Origin of the sequence: Paenibacillus sp. VTT E-133280, assembly GCF_002264385.1 — a bacterium.
Lineage (GTDB): Bacteria > Bacillota > Bacilli > Paenibacillales > Paenibacillaceae > Paenibacillus_AQ > Paenibacillus_AQ nitricinens.
On sequence record NZ_NFUX01000100.1, the window covers coordinates 1 to 18,423 of the forward strand.

16 protein-coding genes and 1 pseudogene are annotated in these 18,423 nt (G+C 41.8%); 6 read left to right on the plus strand and 11 right to left on the minus strand.

Features of this window, described 5'->3' with window-relative positions; all coding sequences use genetic code 11:
* Positions 1 to 63: 63 nt before the first annotated feature.
* Complete coding sequence (locus CA600_RS28265; protein ID WP_094874449.1) at positions 64 to 912, minus strand: NAD-dependent epimerase/dehydratase family protein; 849 nt, start codon at positions 910 to 912, stop codon at positions 64 to 66.
* 31 nt (positions 913 to 943) lie between these two features.
* Positions 944 to 1,875 (minus strand): annotated as a pseudogene (locus CA600_RS28270) (aldo/keto reductase family protein).
* 174 nt (positions 1,876 to 2,049) lie between these two features.
* Between CA600_RS28270 and CA600_RS28275 the strand changes: the two are divergent.
* Positions 2,050 to 2,394 carry a winged helix-turn-helix transcriptional regulator gene (locus CA600_RS28275; RefSeq protein ID WP_042186450.1) on the plus strand — a complete coding sequence of 115 codons (345 nt, stop codon included), beginning with the start codon at positions 2,050 to 2,052 and terminating at the stop codon, positions 2,392 to 2,394.
* A 314-nt stretch (positions 2,395 to 2,708) separates the two neighbouring features.
* Here the strand turns inward: CA600_RS28275 and CA600_RS28280 are convergent, their stop codons facing one another.
* The 5 genes from CA600_RS28280 to CA600_RS28300 form a co-directional block, all read right to left on the minus strand.
* Positions 2,709 to 3,710, minus strand: coding sequence for an anti-sigma factor (locus tag CA600_RS28280; protein WP_094874450.1), 1,002 nt, complete (start codon positions 3,708 to 3,710; stop codon positions 2,709 to 2,711).
* Positions 3,707 to 4,198 carry an RNA polymerase sigma factor gene (locus CA600_RS28285; RefSeq protein ID WP_094874451.1) on the minus strand — a complete coding sequence of 164 codons (492 nt, stop codon included), beginning with the start codon at positions 4,196 to 4,198 and terminating at the stop codon, positions 3,707 to 3,709. The genes CA600_RS28280 and CA600_RS28285 overlap by 4 nt, the downstream gene beginning before the upstream one ends.
* 109 nt (positions 4,199 to 4,307) lie before the next feature.
* Positions 4,308 to 5,420: a response regulator gene (locus tag CA600_RS28290; protein WP_094874452.1), complete on the minus strand. Its 1,113-nt coding sequence runs from the start codon at positions 5,418 to 5,420 to the stop codon at positions 4,308 to 4,310.
* Positions 5,417 to 8,479, minus strand: a complete 3,063-nt coding sequence (locus CA600_RS28295; RefSeq protein ID WP_094874460.1) for a sensor histidine kinase — start codon at positions 8,477 to 8,479, stop codon at positions 5,417 to 5,419. The genes CA600_RS28290 and CA600_RS28295 overlap by 4 nt, the downstream gene beginning before the upstream one ends.
* Positions 8,480 to 8,662: 183 nt before the next feature.
* Entirely contained in the window at positions 8,663 to 9,529 is an 867-nt protein-coding gene (locus CA600_RS28300; RefSeq protein WP_094874453.1) for a LysR family transcriptional regulator, read from the minus strand.
* A 124-nt stretch (positions 9,530 to 9,653) separates the two neighbouring features.
* Here CA600_RS28300 and CA600_RS28305 point away from each other — a divergent pair, with 124 nt between their 5' ends.
* The 4 genes from CA600_RS28305 to CA600_RS28320 all read left to right on the plus strand — a co-directional run bounded on the left by CA600_RS28305 (position 9,654) and on the right by CA600_RS28320 (position 13,396).
* Positions 9,654 to 10,163, plus strand: a complete 510-nt coding sequence (locus CA600_RS28305; RefSeq protein ID WP_094874454.1) for a GNAT family N-acetyltransferase — start codon at positions 9,654 to 9,656, stop codon at positions 10,161 to 10,163.
* A gap of 363 nt (positions 10,164 to 10,526) precedes the next feature.
* Entirely contained in the window at positions 10,527 to 11,483 is a 957-nt protein-coding gene (locus CA600_RS28310; protein WP_218832804.1) for an ROK family protein, read from the plus strand.
* 29 nt (positions 11,484 to 11,512) lie between these two features.
* On the plus strand, positions 11,513 to 12,130 hold the full coding sequence (locus tag CA600_RS28315; protein WP_094874455.1) for a sugar O-acetyltransferase: 618 nt from the start codon (positions 11,513 to 11,515) through the stop codon (positions 12,128 to 12,130).
* Positions 12,131 to 12,196: 66 nt separating this feature from the next.
* On the plus strand, positions 12,197 to 13,396 hold the full coding sequence (locus tag CA600_RS28320; RefSeq protein ID WP_094874462.1) for an MFS transporter: 1,200 nt from the start codon (positions 12,197 to 12,199) through the stop codon (positions 13,394 to 13,396).
* Between the two features lie 117 nt (positions 13,397 to 13,513).
* On the opposite strand, the gene CA600_RS28325 is transcribed toward CA600_RS28320, so the two are convergent.
* Positions 13,514 to 14,272, minus strand: a complete 759-nt coding sequence (locus CA600_RS28325; protein WP_094874456.1) for an HAD-IIB family hydrolase — start codon at positions 14,270 to 14,272, stop codon at positions 13,514 to 13,516.
* Positions 14,273 to 14,352: 80 nt separating this feature from the next.
* Here CA600_RS28325 and CA600_RS28330 point away from each other — a divergent pair, with 80 nt between their 5' ends.
* Entirely contained in the window at positions 14,353 to 15,042 is a 690-nt protein-coding gene (locus tag CA600_RS28330) for a Crp/Fnr family transcriptional regulator (RefSeq protein ID WP_094874457.1), read from the plus strand.
* Between the two features lie 16 nt (positions 15,043 to 15,058).
* Here the strand turns inward: CA600_RS28330 and CA600_RS28335 are convergent, their stop codons facing one another.
* The 3 genes from CA600_RS28335 to CA600_RS31980 form a co-directional block, all read right to left on the minus strand.
* Positions 15,059 to 15,397, minus strand: a complete 339-nt coding sequence (locus tag CA600_RS28335; RefSeq protein WP_094874458.1) for a hypothetical protein — start codon at positions 15,395 to 15,397, stop codon at positions 15,059 to 15,061.
* 814 nt (positions 15,398 to 16,211) lie between these two features.
* Positions 16,212 to 16,856, minus strand: a complete 645-nt coding sequence (locus CA600_RS28340; protein ID WP_094874459.1) for a pentapeptide repeat-containing protein — start codon at positions 16,854 to 16,856, stop codon at positions 16,212 to 16,214.
* Between the two features lie 13 nt (positions 16,857 to 16,869).
* Positions 16,870 to 18,138, minus strand: a complete 1,269-nt coding sequence (locus CA600_RS31980; RefSeq protein ID WP_256990046.1) for a hypothetical protein — start codon at positions 18,136 to 18,138, stop codon at positions 16,870 to 16,872.
* Between the last annotated feature and the right edge of the window lie 285 nt (positions 18,139 to 18,423).

The window sequence follows — 18,423 nt, forward strand, 5'->3', positions numbered from 1 at the left end:
TCTCGGTGCTGAAAACCGTACTTTTTGAACTCTCATTTATAGTAAAAGTACCTGGCTCATTATTTAATCGTTAACATAATCTCGCCATAAGTGCTTTGGCTGCCAACTCAGCAGCTTCTTAGCCTTTGCATTACTGAGTAACGACTCATGGCCTTCCAGCGGCTGACGGTAGTCCGTCACTTCTGGATAACGTGCGGCCATTAGCTCTCTGCTAGGTATAGCCATGCTGGTCTCATCTGCACATATGTTAAGTGCCACCGCACCGAGTCCGTCCGTTTCGATCGCCAATTGACAAGCTGTCGCTACATCCCGTGTATCAATATAGCTCCACAATATCCGATCGCGCTGCGCTGGATCATGAATGAAGGAAGGGAAACGTTCATACGCGGATGGATCAATGACATTTCCGATTCTTAGGGAAACGACCTGTATGCCCGTTCTGCGCTGGAACATCTCTGCGGTCTGCTCATTCACAACCTTGGACAGACCGTAGCTGTCTTCAGGCAATTGTGGGTGATCCTCATCCATAGGTACATACTGTGGTCCTAGAGGGTTAACCGCAAAACAGATGCCATAAGAGGATTCACTGGAAGCAATAACGGCTTTGCGAATGCCTAGTCCAGCAGCAGCCTCCAGAATGTTGTAGGTGGATACTACATTGTTTTGAAAAGTGACTTCACTCGTCTTTATATTTGCGGCTGGGATCGCAGCCAAATGTACGACTGCATCAGCGCCTGCTAATACGCCATACACTTCACCCAGATTATTCAAATCAGCAATCAAAGTTTGGCACAAAGAATCCGGTGATTTCTGCGTATCTACATTCACAACCTCATACCCTTGTTCTACAAAATGCCGTACTACCCATCTGCCCAGCATCCCGCTTCCGCCAGTAACCACTACTTTCGCCATGATCATATCTCCTTTTTTTATAAAGCTGTCTCTATTTAAGAATCTCTTCAATTTTCTTCAAAGTATCCTCGGTAAGCTCTATCCCCGAAGCCTTAACATTCTCTTCAACCTGCTCCGGACGACTGGCACCCACCAGCGCACTAGCTACATTAGGCTGACGCAAAATCCAAGCCAAAGCCAGATTTCCCACAGAAATATTCAGCTCTGCAGCGACCCCGCTTAATTGACGAACCTTTTCAATCTTCTCTTCCGTAAACGCCTTCTTCAACCGATCCAGCTTAGCCGCACGACTGTCTTCAGGGATTTCTGCGTTATATTTTCCAGTTAGCAGCCCTTGAGCCAGTGGAGAAAATACAACCTGTCCAATGCCACGGCGCTCGCCGAGCGGAATGATTTCTTTTTCAATATAACGTTCGAACATATTATAAATCGGTTGGTTAACCACGATATGATCCAGCAAATAACGATCGGCTACAGCTAAAGCATCCGTCATTTGCGCCGCAGTCCACTCACTAACCCCGACATAATACACCTTACCTTGACGAACCAGATCATCCAGCGCACGCAAAGTCTCTTCAATTGGAGTTTCTGTATCAAAACGGTGGCAATACATAATATCCACGTATTCTACGCCGAGACGCTGCAAGCTTGCATGACACTGTTCCGTAATATGCTTGCGGGATAATCCACGATCGTTAGGCCCTGTCCCCATTTCGCCAAATACTTTCGTTGCGAGCACATAGGATTCTCGCGGATAATTCCGCAAGGTCTCGCCTAGCACTTTTTCAGCAGCACCCTTTTCGTAAACATTGGCCGTATCAAAAAAATTCACGCCTAAATCGTAAGCGGTTTAATGGCTTTAACAGCATTATCTCTTTCTACGTAACCTCCATATGTCAGCCAGCTTCCCAAACTAATCTCGCTAACTTTAAGGCCCGTTCCACCTAATCTACGATATTTCATAATAACTGCTCCTCTCCATAGTTCCGTGTTATGATTTCAGCAGGTTGCCTAGCGAACATATTCATTCTAGAATAGTTTGTATATAATAGGAAGAAGTGAAATTTAGTTTACTATATGATCTCTAGAGTAGTTACTATACAAGAGTATAGTGGCACCAAAACAGGAGGAGATTCCTTGACAACAGCTAAATCTAGCAATAATTATATCCCTAAAACCCCACTTACTATTGAATGTAATGTAGAAAAAACACTTGAGGTATTGGGCGGAAAATGGGCTTTTCTCGTACTAAGAGAGTTATTCGACGGTACCCAACGCTTTGGAGCGCTTCAGCGAAAAATCACTAATGTCAGCCCTCGCGCGTTAACTAGTACGCTGCGCCATTTAGAGGAACACGGGGTACTAGAACGTCACGTGTTTCCTACCGTACCGGTTACCGTGGAATATTCGTTAACTCCAAAAGGTGAGGACTTGCATCAAATTTTGAAGGAAATGAAACTTTGGTCTGCCAAATGGACGTAGCTTTGGTGAGCCGTGAACTAAATTAAAAAGAAGCTATCCATAAGTAGAGTACCTACTTATGGGTAGCTTCTTTTTTAGAAACAGGCACAATGCAGTCTTTACTTTAACCGGATAGTGTATGTGCGCTGTGCGCTAGAGTATAATTGAGGAGATTTCTTTGTTTTCTACCAAAACAGCCAAATGACAGGGAGGAATTCCTTAATTATTAGTTAGATGATCAAAGATCTCAGAATTTCAGGGGAAATTCCCTAATTATTTCAGAGATTCAGTTACGCTTGTACGGTACCCAGTTGTTTTAGCGTTACTATACGGATCTAATATTTATCCACAATCGCGCCGAGAACTGCCGTATTAACATAGGGCTTTCCTTTGAGGCTTAGCAGCTCCTTCGCAGTTCCTGTAACGACGACTCCATATAACAGTACGTCGCTGGCCTCCGGTGCCGCTTTACCCTTTTTCAAATAATTCGTGATTCGCTCAAATTCTCCATAATACTTGCCCTTCTTCTGAAGTCCATAGGCTAGTGATTGCAGAAATTCCTCTGGTTTCGGGTTAAATAACCCCTCCCATTTGACACCGTAACCGTATACTTGTCTCGCTGATTCTGGCAATGCATACTTGTTTGGACTACTTTCATTTGTGATAAACTCAAGTTTCTTCTTATTGTCATACGTATCTACCCAATACCATGCCTGTGTCAGCTCAGCCGGCAGCATTGTTTCAACCTCGGCCTGTGTATAGCTTTTATCAAAAGAAACTGCCATCTCTACCAGCTTACCTGGATCCATTTGTTCAAGCGCAGGGAGGTCATTCAACACTTTTCCGTTATAATTCACTCCCGGCACGTAGAATAACATTTCCCGCTGTCCATTTTGACTGTTATATCCTCGGTAGTATTCATAATTTTGGCTTGTCATTACGGGGTCAGGCACATTTATACTAGAATATCCCCTATTAAGCAGAGAAAAGCGGCTGCTCATACTAAAATCTAATTTTCGGGTATCCCATACAACAGGTACCCCTTCAATAACCTTGTAAGAGCTGATCTCAACTTTGCCCGCTAAAAATCCTAGATCCAGCTCCGTTCTCAACTCATGAAGGTTAGGACTACTAATCTCCATCATGATCTTCTCCTCATCCAGACCACGCATCGCTAACCAGCTTGTTAAATGAGCGTTGCCCAGCATGCCTCCGAACAATACTATAACGGTCACGACCAGAGAAACGATCGTATTACGAATCATTGTTTTTCGTTTTGCTTTCTTAATTACTTTTGAAAGGTTCTGATCATCCTGTTGTTCCCATGGAGCCGTCATTCCACTTCACCTCTGTACTTTTTTTGGAATTGCTTGCGGGCACGAAACAATGCCGATTTGACCGTATCCGTCGTGATCCCGAGGAGCTCTGCTATCTCCTGATAGGACAGCTCCAGCTCATATTTCATAATAATGAGTTGTTTATGGAGAGGTAGAAGCTCATCCAATACACGTTCGATGTCTTCTCGTTTCTCTTTTAACAGCACATAATCCTCCGGCAGTTCCATAACTGGCACATCCACATCATCAATCGGAATGACTATCCGCTTGCCGCGGCGGCACAGATCATAGTAGCGATTGATCGCCACTTTATATAGCCACGCACTGAATTTGTTCTCATCAATGGAATCGATATACAAAAGAGCCTTATACACCGTTTCCTGTACGATATCTTCCGCGTCGGCTGCAGGTGCCCCGAGACGAATCAAGTATTTTTGGATTTCTAACATTTTCGGTTGAAGTATCTGATGTAGCTGCCCGGGCTTCATCCTGCACCTCCCTTCGTATGTATAACGGTAAAGTTCTCGAAAAGTTAGCTACTCTTAGAAATAAAAAACAGAGAGATTTCTCCCTCTGCTGAACTCTTTTCATATAAAATTAGGCCAGATATGCAGCTACATGCGTTTTAAACTCCGCTGAAGGAACCATTCCCAGCTCCGAACGATAAGCCGTCTCGAATCTCTCATAGAGTCTTGTGATCTTTTCTTTATTTCCAAGTTTGGCATAAATAACAATCATTTGCTGGTTCATCTCTTCATGCAAAGGATATAAGCTTAAGAACTTTTCTAACCGTTGCTCTGCTTTAGGCCAGTCCTGTGAGGCACAATCATTGTCAATTAGGATACGCGTCCAGTTTGTATAATACTTAGCATAAACTTCCTCCAGTGAAATCTTCCACAGATAGGGCTTTCCATCCAGCAAGGGCCCCTGATATAAGAAACAAAGACGCTCCATTTGCGCAGTGTTTTGCTTCCCATCAACCATTTCTAAATGAAATCTTTGATAATCAAGCGCATCATAACTTTCATTTCCCGTCTCCAGCATATATCCATCATTCATTTTGCGGATTTCCATGCCGAAGCCTTTTTCTTTCAGCATTTTTTTCAAGAGATATATCGTATTATACAAATTGGATGCCCCTCTCTCATCCTGCATATCAGGCCATAATAAATCTATCACTTTCCATTTGCTGATATAACGACCTGCATTACATAAGAAATACGCGAATAATTCCTCCGCTCTGCGTGTGCGAAAATGAATAGGCTTGCCTTCTGAATCGCAGACTTCAAACCCACCGAAACAGCGGATCATCGGACCCATTTTCTTGGAATCTAGTCTCACCGCAGGTCTCATCCGTTTAACAAGTCGTTCAGTAACCCTGCTGATCGCTTCGGGTGTTATTGGCTTGAGAATATAATCTAGCGCACTTACCTCGAACGCTTCGAGTGCATAATTTTTATAGGCGGTTGTAAATACAATTTCCGGTGGATGCATCAGCTTCTGAATTCTGCTCGCCAGCTCAATGCCGTTCATTTTTGGCATTTCGACATCTATAAACACGACGTCTGGCTGTAGCTCAGGTATGCACTCCAGTGCCTCCAATGGATTTGAAAAGGTCCCACTAATGAGATAATCTGAATTGCGGCTGATCAGTACCTTCATCAAATTCAAAATCGGTTTCTCATCTTCAACAATCACTACACGAATCATCGTGTGTCTCCCCCCATGCCCCCAAGGCTTACTGGTAAATACATCGTCACTTTGGTCCCATACCCAAGGTCAGAATGAATCGTTAAAGTGGCTCCGGGTATAGCGCCTATGCGCTTTCGAATGTTATGGATACCGATACTGCCATCCAACTGCTCGTTTCCGGTTAATTGATATAACAGATCATCTGGAATTCCCACACCATCATCTTCGATGATAACTTTCATGTAGTTCCCTCCAGCTTGAACGGTGAGCGAAACTCTGCCCTGACCCTCTTTTTCAAACAGTCCATGTCTGATCGCATTTTCGACAAATGGCTGAATACATAAGGATGGGATTTCAACAGAACGCAGACCCTCATCCATACGGAAAATAAAATCGAACCGCTCTCCAAAACGAGCTTTTTCAATCTCCACGTAGGCTTGAATCAGCTCTAACTCCCGGTGCAAAGGAACCACTAAAGTGGAACGATCCATATCGAGAATATAACGAATGTATTGGCTTAGCATAGATAACAAATAGGCGGCTTTCTCGCCATCTGTATAGCAGAAAGAGATCACGCTGCTCAGTGCGTTATACAGAAAATGAGGCTTAATTTGGGCCTGATGAAAAGCATACTCATTTCGTATAGCTTCCTGAATCGATGTTTTCATAGCAATCAGCGTATGGATTCTCGCAATCAGCGTCTCTCCATCAAAGGGCTTCGTGATATAATCATTCGCCCCTGCTCGGAAACCTAATGCAATATCCGTTGGCGCGTCCTTAACTGTAGCAAACAGAATAGGTAAATTCAGAATGGAGTAATGCAATCGCAAGGTTCGGCACAACTCAATGCCTGAAATTTCCGGCATCATGACATCCAATATCACTAGATCCACATTGGGGTATTGCTTCATTTTGTCCATCGCTTCATTCGCCGAAAACGCTGTAATGACATTGTAATGATGACGTCTTAGAATGTTCAGTAGAATATGGATATTAGATGCTTCATCATCCACGATTAAGATCGTATATCCACTCTGATCCACAATATCAAGCGAGGTATGCTCAAATTGCGCATGTTGCTCCACGCCCGTAGCAGCTACTTCATAATAGCCTGGAATCCGCTCTATTTTGGGCAAGGTGAAGATCATTCGAGTGCCATGGCCGATCTCGGACCAATCTACCCAAATCTCACCACCCATCCGCTCGATCAGTTTCCTGCTAATGTACAAGCCAATTCCCATTCCAGTGTAACCATCTTGTGGCAGCGGTTTATCGACTTGCTCAAAATATTCGAATATGGCTGTTTGCAGATCTGAAGCTATTCCAGTTCCCGTATCCTCCACTGTGACAGATACTGTATTCCCTGCTACACTGGCCGTGATCTTAATGATTCCTTTATCTGTATGCTTAATTGCATTGTGAACCAGATTGTACATGACTTGTCTTAATCGACTATCATCTGCCAGAACCCAAATATTAGGTTCCACTTGGTTATCTAATACAACGGACTTTCCTGCTAGTTCGAACTGAAGTACATCAAATACAATCTGTGAAGCCACCCTTAGATCAACCACTGTCTGCTGCAATCTTAACTCACCATGCTTCAAAAGACTCACATCAATCAAATCCTGAATGAGCATAGACAGCTTAGTAGAAGTGTCCTTAATTAACCAAAGATTCTGTTTCTGTATAGGATACAGATTATCTTCCCCGTCTTCTAATAAAAACGATGTCATATTCATAATGCCATGCAGCGGAGTCTTGATCTCATGAGAGGTGTTCATTAGAAATTCATCTTTAAGCTGGTTCGAGATTAGCAACTGGCGGGACAGCGTTTCCGTCTTGTCATACGTGTTGGAGAATCGTACAGCTAACATAATGTTGAAGAACACAATAAAACCAATCACTCCGAATTTACCCACCAAATCAGTCTGTAGAACATTTTCAGAATAAAGACTTACATCAAAGAAAAAAATCAGGAGCGAGATCGCCCCGCCAATGAACAGAAACAATTCTTTCCGATCCGTCGTTTCGCTCTGACTGCGAAGATATAAATAGATCATTCTTACGATGATCACTAGCATAACGATTCCAAGATAGGCTACAAACAAATATTTCGCACGAATATGTACACCATACGGGAGCACCAAAACCGAAGCCAGATAAAGGACAAATGGAGATAATACGAGCCTCATCCTCTTACTTGACATTAACCGGGACTCAACCGAGCAGTAAAACATAATAATGATAATTGCGCCGATAAACTGGCTAATTTCCAACAACTTGTAAACTTGTTCAAAAGGTACCCTGGGTAGTAGCTGCTGAAATATTTTCTCGCCATATAGTGAATTATTCAATGAGAGAATTAGCAAATATAAACCGCTGAGTAAGTATGCTTTTTCTCTACGCCCCACGAAAAAGAAGCTGAGATGGTATGCCCCAAACATGCCCAGTATCAAAATAATTCCAATATCTGAGCCGATCTGAATACTGTTCACTTTGGTAATATCCGCATGGACGCCCAGCGGAATTGAATTCACGATCCCTCCCGTAATAAAGTTGAAGTTAGACACTTGTAATACAATTTCTATCTCTGGGGTATTGGAATGAAAAAAAACCGTATACGGCGTATTTCCTGGCTTAAAGAACTCACTGTCCGTTGATGGAACCCCGCTCTCTCCCTCTTGCTTCCCATTGATAAATAACTTTTGAGACATACGGATACTTCTTATTTTCAAACCAAGAATCTCATCCGAATCTTTGACCAGCACTTTGAGTCTGTAGGTGCCCGCACCTTTGCGGTCCATCCCACCTTCTATAATCTTACCTTTCCATGTGCCTGGGACCGTTAAATAGGTAGATTGCTTATCTATTCTGGGCTGAATCTCAGATGGACTCAGTAATTCATTTTCATAAAACTCCCATTCTCCGTCCAGATCAACTAGTCCCTGCTTTTCAAAATCCCATCCTGATAAATCCAGTACGCCATGCTTTGCCACCGGGGTATCAAGGACCTGAATCGTTGGGGAATTTATACTTACTAATAGGGAAAAGGCAAGAATAAAAAACAACCCCATCCCGACTAATCCACGGTATTTCTTCGTCCTCAACCTTCAGGCTCCTCTCTTTGCGAGTAATTCTACTATTCTACCCTGCTGATCTCACCAAAATCTCGCAAATTCCCGCCTGTAAACTAATTCCAGACCCTTCATACTTTGCTGACGTTACTCAGTATAATCGGCACATAGGTAGGCGTCTATCTACTCTTTTATCCTATCCACCCCAAGCATCTCCAGCCCAAGCCGTACACGAATATCTTCTGCATTCTCAGTTAAATAAAGAGCGTAAGCTTTGATAATCGGCGTGTCTAACTCACATTGAAGTTGAAATAGCTTCTGTTGATCGAGATAAGGTTGTGCTATAGATCGTGGTAGAAATCCAAAGCCTGCTCTTAGTAGCAGCATGTCCAGCATAATCATCGAGTGGTCCGTCTGAAGTGTCGGCACATAGCCCGCTCCAACGATACTAGTAAACCATTCCGGAAACGGACCTCCCCACTCTAAATGACAATACTCCCGCTGAAAAAAATCCTCCCTGCTTACAGGTGTTTCTCTTAATTGTGTGGAGACCAGAATAATCTCATCTTCAAACAGGAGATGTCTGGTCACCTTAGGATGTTCCGGCGGGTCATATTTAATAGCAACCTGGACTATTCCGTCCAGCAAAAGATCACGTATCATATAGCTAGAATCAATATAACTTAGGAATTTGATGGCTACCTTGGGATGATCACGTCTAAATGAAAGAATATGCTGCAGGTAATAATAATGCCATACGGACCCGGGTCCACTCAAAATGATATAGTTCTCCAGTTCTTCGGATAGAGTCACCTTACTCTCTTCAAACAAACGAAGCATCCGCTCAGCATAGGGAACAAAAGATATCCCTGCCTGCGTTAAGCTAACATTCCGGTTATCACGTGTAAGGAGCACCTTGCCCACGGAGTTTTCTAAAGCTTTTATTCTTGCGGTAACGGCGGACTGGGAGATATGTAGATGCTCTGAGGCCTTGGTGAAATTTCGAATTCTGCATACCGCCAAAAAAGCTTCTAATTGAGATAAGTCCATAGATAACACCCTCTACGATTCAAAATATTAATGATTATGATCTATAAAATTCGTTATACAAATTATATGTATTCAGTTATGATTTCGCTATATTTTTAAACTTATAAGTGCTGGAGGAATTTATATGGTTAGCAAAGTGAGCATCGAACAATTACTAACGATTGAAGAATCAATAGATGAGCTTTCAAAGCTTCTGATACTGGTGGTGGAGGATGGAGCCTCCATTGGTTTTTTACCACCCTTAGATCCGTCAGACTCTACATCATATTGGCACAATGTTTTGGCGCCCGATGTGATTCTTTTTGTCGCAAGAATGAATGATATTATCGTGGGAAGTGTACAACTACATTTATGTACAAAAGCAAACGGAACGCATCGAGCCGAAATCGCAAAGCTGATGACACACCCTAATTATCGCCGTAATGGTATTGCTCGTTCTCTTATGGAAAAAGCTGAAGAAAGAGCTAAGCAGGAAGAACGATCGTTATTAGTGCTTGATACAAGAGAAGGCGACCCTTCCAATCTCCTTTATACTTCAATGGATTACATACAAGCTGGACGTATACCGAGCTATGCAATATCAGCAAATGGTGCATTACAAGCGACGATTTTTTATTATAAAATCATTGGCTAGACATTTTGAACTTAAAAACATTCTAAATGGAAGAGTAGCGGAGGGGAAGCTTGGAACTGTAGGAGCGATAGCGCCCGCCTTTGTCACCGGATTTCAACCGTGAAGCACGGTATATAATCAAGAAATCTGGGGACAACAGCGGCCGGAAGTCCAAGGATTCACCGCAGTCACGCAATTACCTTAATAGATAAATCTTAAGTTCAACTAATATAGACATTTGTGAAACACCAAGTTATAGTATTGATAATACTTTTAATAACTATTTTCAAAAGTCTAGAGGTGAATAAAATAAACCAAATCGCAAACAATTCTATTCGTGTTAAAAAGATAAATCAGGAGCTCATCAAGCAAGCCTTGAAATCGATGAAAGAAGGAACCAAATCAACGATTGCTACCGCCACCGGGTTAAGTGTTGCCACTTGCGGAAATATTCTGAATGAGCTTATGGAGACAGGTGAAGTCATTGAGACGGAGCTGGAGGCTTCGAATGGAGGTCGGCCGGCCCGAAGATTCATCTATAATGTCGATTTCTCCTACATCGCATGCATCTATGCCAAAATTGAAGATGGCCAACAATCCTTAACCTATGCCGTAACGAATTCCGTTGGCGAGCGTGTAGATGATGGATATATCAAGGCTGAGAGTATTGACGCTACAACCGTTGATCATTTAGTAGGCACACTAATTCAAGCCTATAACAACATCAAAGCCGTTGGCATTGGAATCCCGGGACTGGCTCACCGTGGTGTCATTAATATTTGTGATATCAAGACTTTAATTCATGCTCCCTTAGAGTCACTCCTCAGAGAGAAATATGAGGTTGAAGTCACAGTCGAAAATGATATGAATCTAACCGTTTACGGATTCTATAAGCAGCAGGATTACGAAGAGGATAAAACCATCGTCGTGTTGACCTTTATCAAAGGAGCCTTTCCAGGTGCAGGGATGATGATCGACGGGCATATCCACAAAGGCAATACTAGATTCGCGGGTGAAGTCTCCTTTTTACCGTTTGGAATGTCACGTGAGGAGCAATTTATCCGTTTGGGGCAGACGGAAACGTTTATCCCCTTGGCAGCGCATACCATCGCCTCATTGACAGCAGTTATTAACCCTGAAACGATAGCACTCACAGGCGAACAAGTTAAACAAGAGGATGTGCCACTTATCTATCAAAGTTGTCTGGTGTTCATTCCAGAAGAGCATATGCCTCATCTAATTGTGCTGGATCACCCTGATGATTATTACATGAACGGATTAATTGCGATCACGCTGGAAAGCTTGACCTATTCGTTGCAGCTGGTTGAAAAGCGCCGGTAAACCAACAAGAACTTCAGGAGGAATTACGAATGGCAACAAACAAAGAGAATATGATTGCAGGAAAGCTTTACATGGCTGGTGGAGAAGAATTAGCTAGAGATAGTAAAAGATCCAGAATGCTCACTCGTTTATTTAACAATACGACGGAAGAACAAGGCGAATATAGAGTAGAATTACTTAAGCAATTATTCGAGTCTACAGGTGAATCGTTGCATATTGAGCCACCTTTCCGCTGCGATTATGGCAGCAATATTACCGTCGGAAATAACTTTTACGCCAATTTCGACTGCATTATCCTGGACGTAGCAAAAGTAACAATAGGTGAGAATGTTCTCTTTGGACCTAGAGTAAGTGTATATACCGCTGGCCACCCCATCGATGCGGACGTTCGAATTAGTCTGCTCGAATTCGGTACACCGATTACCATTGGAAACAATGTCTGGGTTGGCGGAAATGCCGTTATCAATCCCGGGGTAAATATCGGCAACAATGTAATCATCGGCGCAGGTTCAGTCGTGACAAAAGATATCCCTGACAATGTAATTGCGGTGGGAAATCCTTGCAGAGTGCTAAGAGAAATTACAGAGGACGATAAACAACACTGGGAAAAGCTTAAAGAAGAGTACTACAGAGACACCGAGCAATAAAGATACCCGATTCCGGAGGTTCTCAAGTTGAAAAAGCGTTTTGGAGGATTTAACAAGGTTTATGCCATGCAATTGGCAACGATCTTCTTGGGTTTTATTGTGTTTGGGATATCAGAAAATATTAAAGGGCCAGCCATTCCAAGAATTCAGTTTGACTTCAGTCTCGACGAAAAGCAGCTGGGCACCCTTTTATCCCTAAACGCACTGGGTTATTTGATCGCCTGTTCCTTTACAGCTGTATTGGTTCGGAAGTGGGGGATCAAGGCTGTCAGTATTATTGCTTTCGCATCCATGATATTCTCTGGCGTTCTAATTTACATCTCACATAGCTATCCCCTCTTCTCGGCTTCATACTTCCTGATGTATATCGGAAACGGAATGCTTGAGATTGGACTTGCCATTCTGGGAGCACGTATCTTCGTTAAAAATACCGGGACCATGATGAACTTATCCCATTTCTTTTACGGATTCAGTTCCACGTTAGCTCCCCTACTGGCAACAGGGCTGATGACGGTAAGTGTATTCGGTCATACTCTGGATTGGCGCGGAATGTATCTAATAATGCTTAGCCTTTCTTTACTGCCTATTGTATTTGCCTTACGGAGTACGTTTCCGGGTGATGATCTTCCGCATGAGGACCGAATCCCTTTAAAAACGCTCGTTCGTGATCCTGCTCTATGGCTCATGGTCCTAATCCTTTCCTTCGGGGTAGTGTCGGAGCTTGCTGTAGGCGGATGGCTCGTAAACTTCCTTGAAAAAGCGTACCTGTGGGATACGGTTACTGCATCCGGGATGCTGTCTACCTTCTTTCTCTGCTTCTCGTTAGCAAGACTCCTACTCGGACCCGTTACTGATAAGATTGGATTTAACCTATCGCTTATCATCTTTTCAGCCTTCTCTGCCCTGTGTACGTTTGCCGCAATTTTGGGTGGAGAAAAGCTCGCATTTCTATTTGCCGCTGCAGGAATCGGGATTGCGATGATTTATCCCACGGTTATGGCTTTTATCGCCAAAAGATATCCACATGGCAGCGACACCGCCATCACATTTACAGTCACGTTAATGGGAGTAGGTAGCGTAATTGGCAACTATGCTATAGGTGCTGTGATCGAAGGTGTGAAGCGGCTTTACGGTGCAGAGACGCAAATAGGTTTGTTACGCGGACTTCAAGCCGGTTATGGTTTTATCGGATTATGTGCAGCGATATGCGCGATATCCGGTTGTATTCTATATCGTTATTTACATCGCCGCCAAGAACTTATCTAACCTCATCTATATTACTTAACAAACCTGTCGATTTAATCGGCAGGTTTTTTGGATTTCAACTATAGCTTCCCTGTATGTGCTGCACCGAACGGCGAGCTAAGATCAACAGTTGATGGACTAGGCGATCTGCAGCCCACTCATCAGCTCCAGTATTTTTCTGGAAATTCGCTCCTCTTCGTTGCTCACCTTTTCCGTTGCCAATTCACCAAGCTCTGTGTGTTCTCCAACACAAACTGAATGAGCGGAATGTCTAAACATTTCTATGTCGTTAGCATCGTTACCAAAAGCAATAAATCGCTGCATTTCTACGCCTAATTGTTGTAATCCTGTCCATTTATTTATGCCTTTAGGGCTAATATCTATAATGTCCTCTTGACCATGTCTATAAATCACAACAGGTAGTTTATGTAGCTGATCTAATAACTGTTCTCCGTTTAAGCTATTCAAAATAACTACTTTCACAAGCTCATCTAGCTCAGATGGACTTACATTTTTGGCACGTTGTTCTGGATCTACATTTCTCCGAATGGGATGATCATCAGAACCCGAATATGAATAATCCCAGTGACTGTCAATCAAATAAGCTGCATTAAACTCTTCTATTAATTTCAAGAGGATGTCCGAAGTTTGCGCGTCAAAATGTATCGTCGAAATAACCTCTCCACCTTTTGCAATAAATGCACCATTCCCGCCAACCATAGAAAAATGATGCATATGAGCAGGCAACACAGGCAACAAATCACGAATAGGCCGGGCTGACGCAAAAATAACCTCATGTCCTTTTTCAATTAGAGTATCCAAGACTTGTACGATCCGTTCACTCAAAGGTTTGCCGCTAAAACATATGGTTCCATCTAAATCAAAAATAAATTTCATCGTCTGTATCCTCCCCTTTTTCTCTATAATAACGAGTTCGTATATAATAGAAAGGACCGATGTCCAAAAAGGAGTACGCAATGAAAACTATTCAGGATCCAAATCTTATAGCACATTACATTACCCAATTTAATCTAAATCAAGTATTCACGACGTCAACACATGCTTTAATCCAGTTACTTGTCTATGAGCAGAATGAGATCATTTTGCGTGAGGGGGATGAGCTGGACGGAATTTATTTTCAAGTGGAGGGGCGTACTAAGGTTTCTTCTAGTGTGGGGACGGGAAAATCCTTGTTATTACGTTTCTGCTCACCCTTGTCATTATTCGGGGACATTGAATACGTGCAGGAGGTTGTGGTCCAATCCCAAGTTGAAGCGGTACAACAAACCACCCTCTTATTTATCCCGAAACAAAAGGTTGAGTCTGACCTAATGGATAACCACAGGTTTAAAGACTTGTTGCTGAAACATCTCTCCTACAAGCTTCTAACCTGCACATCCGCATCCCGAACGAACTTGCTGGGCTCAGTAGAGGAAAGGTTTGCAAGTTATTTATTAACGATACAGCTCCAACGGGAGTTTGGAAAAGAAATTCAGACACCCTATATCCCAGATATAGCTTCGTTAATTGGGACTACTCCCCGCCACTTAAACCGTGTCATTCAGCGGCTCACCGACATGGAAATTTTATATAAAGTTAAGCAAGAAATTGTCGTGCTCGATTGGGAACGCTTGGACGAAATGTCTAACGGAATAAGATTTGAATAACCTAAAAGCCCATCATTTAATTGAGGATAAAATGATCGATGTCATCATAACGGATATCGATCTTTTCTCCGTTTCTTTTGACAAGATTTATATATAGAGGAGCTGCATCAACACTTCCGCCACCAACTAATACATGGTAGTCATCATTGATTTCATATTTGCGGATATACAAACCTGAACCGACGTCTTCAAAGGGATACCCTTCAAAATCCTTCCACGACAACGCCTCGCCTTGCTGGGCTAGATCCCGTATTTCATCCATGGATAATATCGCAGTTTTTTTATCATTACAGGCTGAAAGTATAATCGTCAAAGCAAACAATAACAGCATTATCAAGTTACGCTTACTTCTCATTCATAAACCTCCAAACTCTTTATTTTGTTATTTACAGGAAAATATAATGTAATAATAACATAGCATAGACTAGATGTTAAAAGGGAGTAAAGCCCTTTTGGGGGTGCTTTACTCCTTTTGAAATCTTTAATTGGGAGGGATTTTGAATTGGCACAGCAAGCTAGGACGCCGGAAAATGAATATAAAAAAACAAGTCAGTCATGGTGGTATCTGACCATAATCGACCTGTTCTATGTAAGGCTCTAGCGTTAATTAGGTTATAAAATCTCAAGCATTATTGTGCGTACAAACGAAATGAACAAATCTTTATACGGGTATAACATGACTTAAGTGCGTTACTGGTTCAATAAAGAATTCATTCGGCACTGGGTAGCCCCGTTGAAGTCGGATGAAATCCCATATTATTTTAATTCTTCTTCGATATAAGAATAATCAAGTAAACTAAGTAGACTTCGATTTAAGTACTTTATGTGGCATAGATCCAAATAACTATTGATAATTAACTTATTCTCTTTTCTAAGTAGCTGATCTGAACCATTTCCTAAAAACAACAGATTCCAGATTCCCACTATATTGTTTTATAAACTTCCCTATAACTTTAATCAGAGCTTCTAATCCTTGATAAAAGGTGTTACCAAACAACTGACCCCTAATGCAATTATTAACATCTACGTCATAATGGTTTCTAACAAAATTTATGTCAGAAATATCCTCAAGTTCAAGAACCAATTAGAAGTATTCAGTTCCGATAACTATTTCTTCTTCATCATTGTGAACCGATGCCTTATCTTTTCCCTGATTTTTCCAAGTCAACCTAATCTAATCCTTTATTCGGTTTTCCAGTATTGCTAAAATCTATTAGAGTTTTCATCTCATGGCTTGATATGCCAACTAGCAATTCTCCATGTATTGTAATACTTGAATTCACAAAATGTATTTCATCAAAACCAGTGATATTTAAGAATTTCGTATTTTCAAAGTGACAATTGAGGAATTTCACATTTTTAAAAGTAGAATTATTAAATGTTGATGATAAAAATTTAGTGTTTTTAAATTCTACTTCAGAAAAAGTTGAATCATCCATATATGTTAGTTCAAGTTTAGCATTTGAAATTTCCACATCAAAAAACTTAGATTCATAAAAGGTCGTTCTAAATGAATCTAAGTTTTTGAAAACAGTTGAACTAAACCTAGAATTGTCCGCCTTACCTTTCCTGAATATATTATCTGAAAATTCACACCTATTAAAGTTACTACCGCAGAGAGATGCTCCACTTAAATACACGTTTGAAAAGTCACACTCGTTGAATACTACTTCTAAAAAACTACTATTGTTTAAATCATATCCTGTAAACACTATCCCATCAAAAGAAGTATCTTGATAAATAAGTTCGCACACTTCTTTTGAAAGCCCCATTGAAAACTCAGTGTATTTCTTTAGTTTTGTAAATAAATCCATTTAACACCACCTCCTAAGGCCATGTAACTACTTTATCTATTAAACCTTGAATTGATATTTCATGCAAAAGTTCTGCTTTGTTTTCGATACTTAAGTTAGAGACATCTAGTATCACATTTTCACCTTCGCTTAGAGATTTATTAATTGATCTCATAGCGCTCGAAAGTTTGTAACCTCCCTTTTTAGGCGGATAATTTGAATTAAATGACTTGACATCCCAAGCTTGCCCTTTTGCATCTATAAATTCTGCTTTTCCAGATGGATCTCTAGTTATAGGTCCATCTAGTTTTTTCATTTCCTCAAGTTCTAACCCAACCCTTGCCTCATGTTTACCTTTTTCAATATCAATCTGCCTTGTGGAACCTGCATGAGCTGGATCATGTGCCAAATCGTCAATCTCAGATTGTGTTCTTTTGCCAATAAAATTCTCAGCTTCGTCAAATCGGTGAACAATTCTATCATCTGTCTGACCTTTACCCGTTCCCTCAATCTTACCACCTTTCACATCCCCAAACCCATTCATCTCATTTATATAATGCTCCTGCACAAATGTTTTGGGCAGTGGATTCGAATCCATGGGGATCTTTCCTACACTGAAAGGCATACCTTCTGGCGTGCTTAAAAATGGCTTGAATTTCGGCAGTTCAGCCAAGTGACCGGAATTCTGAAGGACTTTATTAAGGTCTTTCACGCCTTCCATCGCTTTAGTGGCAAAATCTTGTACCCCATCGGCCACTTTTCCTACCTTTGTACCCTTAGTCACAGATAGCCCCGGTACCAATACAGAAGCAGCTGCACCCAGCATGGAAGCCTTTTCCTCCGGCGTTCCTTCATTAAAGTTATGATACATCTTCTTCGCTGCTTCTGCCAATACTTCTGGATGTTTCATGAGATAAGATGCTGTATCTGCCATTTCCTGTGTCGTCTTCTCCGGGTCTATGACAAAATGGAATGTAAACGTCACTGTATCCACTACACCCATAACGGTTTCCTCGATAAGAGATCCCATAAATGCGCGCGTAACCGCATCCGCTTGTACCACTTTTTTCCGCCATTCGGTCATTCCGTAGGTTGATTCCAACCACAAATAATATGCCGATAACGAATTGGTCTCGTTAGGTTTTAATACATTCGCATTAAAATAGTTGAGTGTTATCTCATTTTCATTGTTATATGCGGTAATCGGTGTCCCATCTGGAAGCTCCATCGGCGGAATATTCAGTCGTTCCCCTACGAGTTGGCGCTTAGCCCAGGCTCCCTGATCTCCTGGTTCCATCGCCATTCGGAGCATCAGCAGATACGATTCATTCTGAACTAATGGTACGCTGCTGGTAGTAATTGACGGATCATAATCACACGCCTTAACCACTGGTTTCTTGAAATAACCACTTAGATCCTTACCTGCTTGGTAATGGACTTCGTCTATGCTAGATATTTCAGCTTTTGGCGTGCGTCTTCCGCCAGCTTATGCATTGCGTCCATTTGAGTCTTGTTTCCAAACGCTTGATATACTTTATATGCGGTCTGCGCTTTTGCGATTTGATCCCGTGCCTGGTAGATATCCTTC

Coding starts and splice junctions, on each gene's coding strand:
- CA600_RS28265 (WP_094874449.1), bottom strand. CDS start 912: ATGGCGAAAGTAGTGGTTACTGGCGGAAGCGGGATGCTGGGCAGATGG.
- CA600_RS28280 (WP_094874450.1), bottom strand. CDS start 3,710: ATGACGGCTCCATGGGAACAACAGGATGATCAGAACCTTTCAAAAGTA.
- CA600_RS28285 (WP_094874451.1), bottom strand. CDS start 4,198: ATGAAGCCCGGGCAGCTACATCAGATACTTCAACCGAAAATGTTAGAA.
- CA600_RS28290 (WP_094874452.1), bottom strand. CDS start 5,420: ATGATTCGTGTAGTGATTGTTGAAGATGAGAAACCGATTTTGAATTTG.
- CA600_RS28295 (WP_094874460.1), bottom strand. CDS start 8,479: ATGGGGTTGTTTTTTATTCTTGCCTTTTCCCTATTAGTAAGTATAAAT.
- CA600_RS28300 (WP_094874453.1), bottom strand. CDS start 9,529: ATGGACTTATCTCAATTAGAAGCTTTTTTGGCGGTATGCAGAATTCGA.
- CA600_RS28305 (WP_094874454.1), top strand. CDS start 9,654: ATGGTTAGCAAAGTGAGCATCGAACAATTACTAACGATTGAAGAATCA.
- CA600_RS28310 (WP_218832804.1), top strand. CDS start 10,527: ATGAAAGAAGGAACCAAATCAACGATTGCTACCGCCACCGGGTTAAGT.
- CA600_RS28315 (WP_094874455.1), top strand. CDS start 11,513: ATGGCAACAAACAAAGAGAATATGATTGCAGGAAAGCTTTACATGGCT.
- CA600_RS28320 (WP_094874462.1), top strand. CDS start 12,197: ATGCAATTGGCAACGATCTTCTTGGGTTTTATTGTGTTTGGGATATCA.
- CA600_RS28325 (WP_094874456.1), bottom strand. CDS start 14,272: ATGAAATTTATTTTTGATTTAGATGGAACCATATGTTTTAGCGGCAAA.
- CA600_RS28330 (WP_094874457.1), top strand. CDS start 14,353: ATGAAAACTATTCAGGATCCAAATCTTATAGCACATTACATTACCCAA.
- CA600_RS28335 (WP_094874458.1), bottom strand. CDS start 15,397: ATGAGAAGTAAGCGTAACTTGATAATGCTGTTATTGTTTGCTTTGACG.
- CA600_RS28340 (WP_094874459.1), bottom strand. CDS start 16,856: ATGGATTTATTTACAAAACTAAAGAAATACACTGAGTTTTCAATGGGG.
- CA600_RS31980 (WP_256990046.1), bottom strand. CDS start 18,138: ATGGCGATGGAACCAGGAGATCAGGGAGCCTGGGCTAAGCGCCAACTC.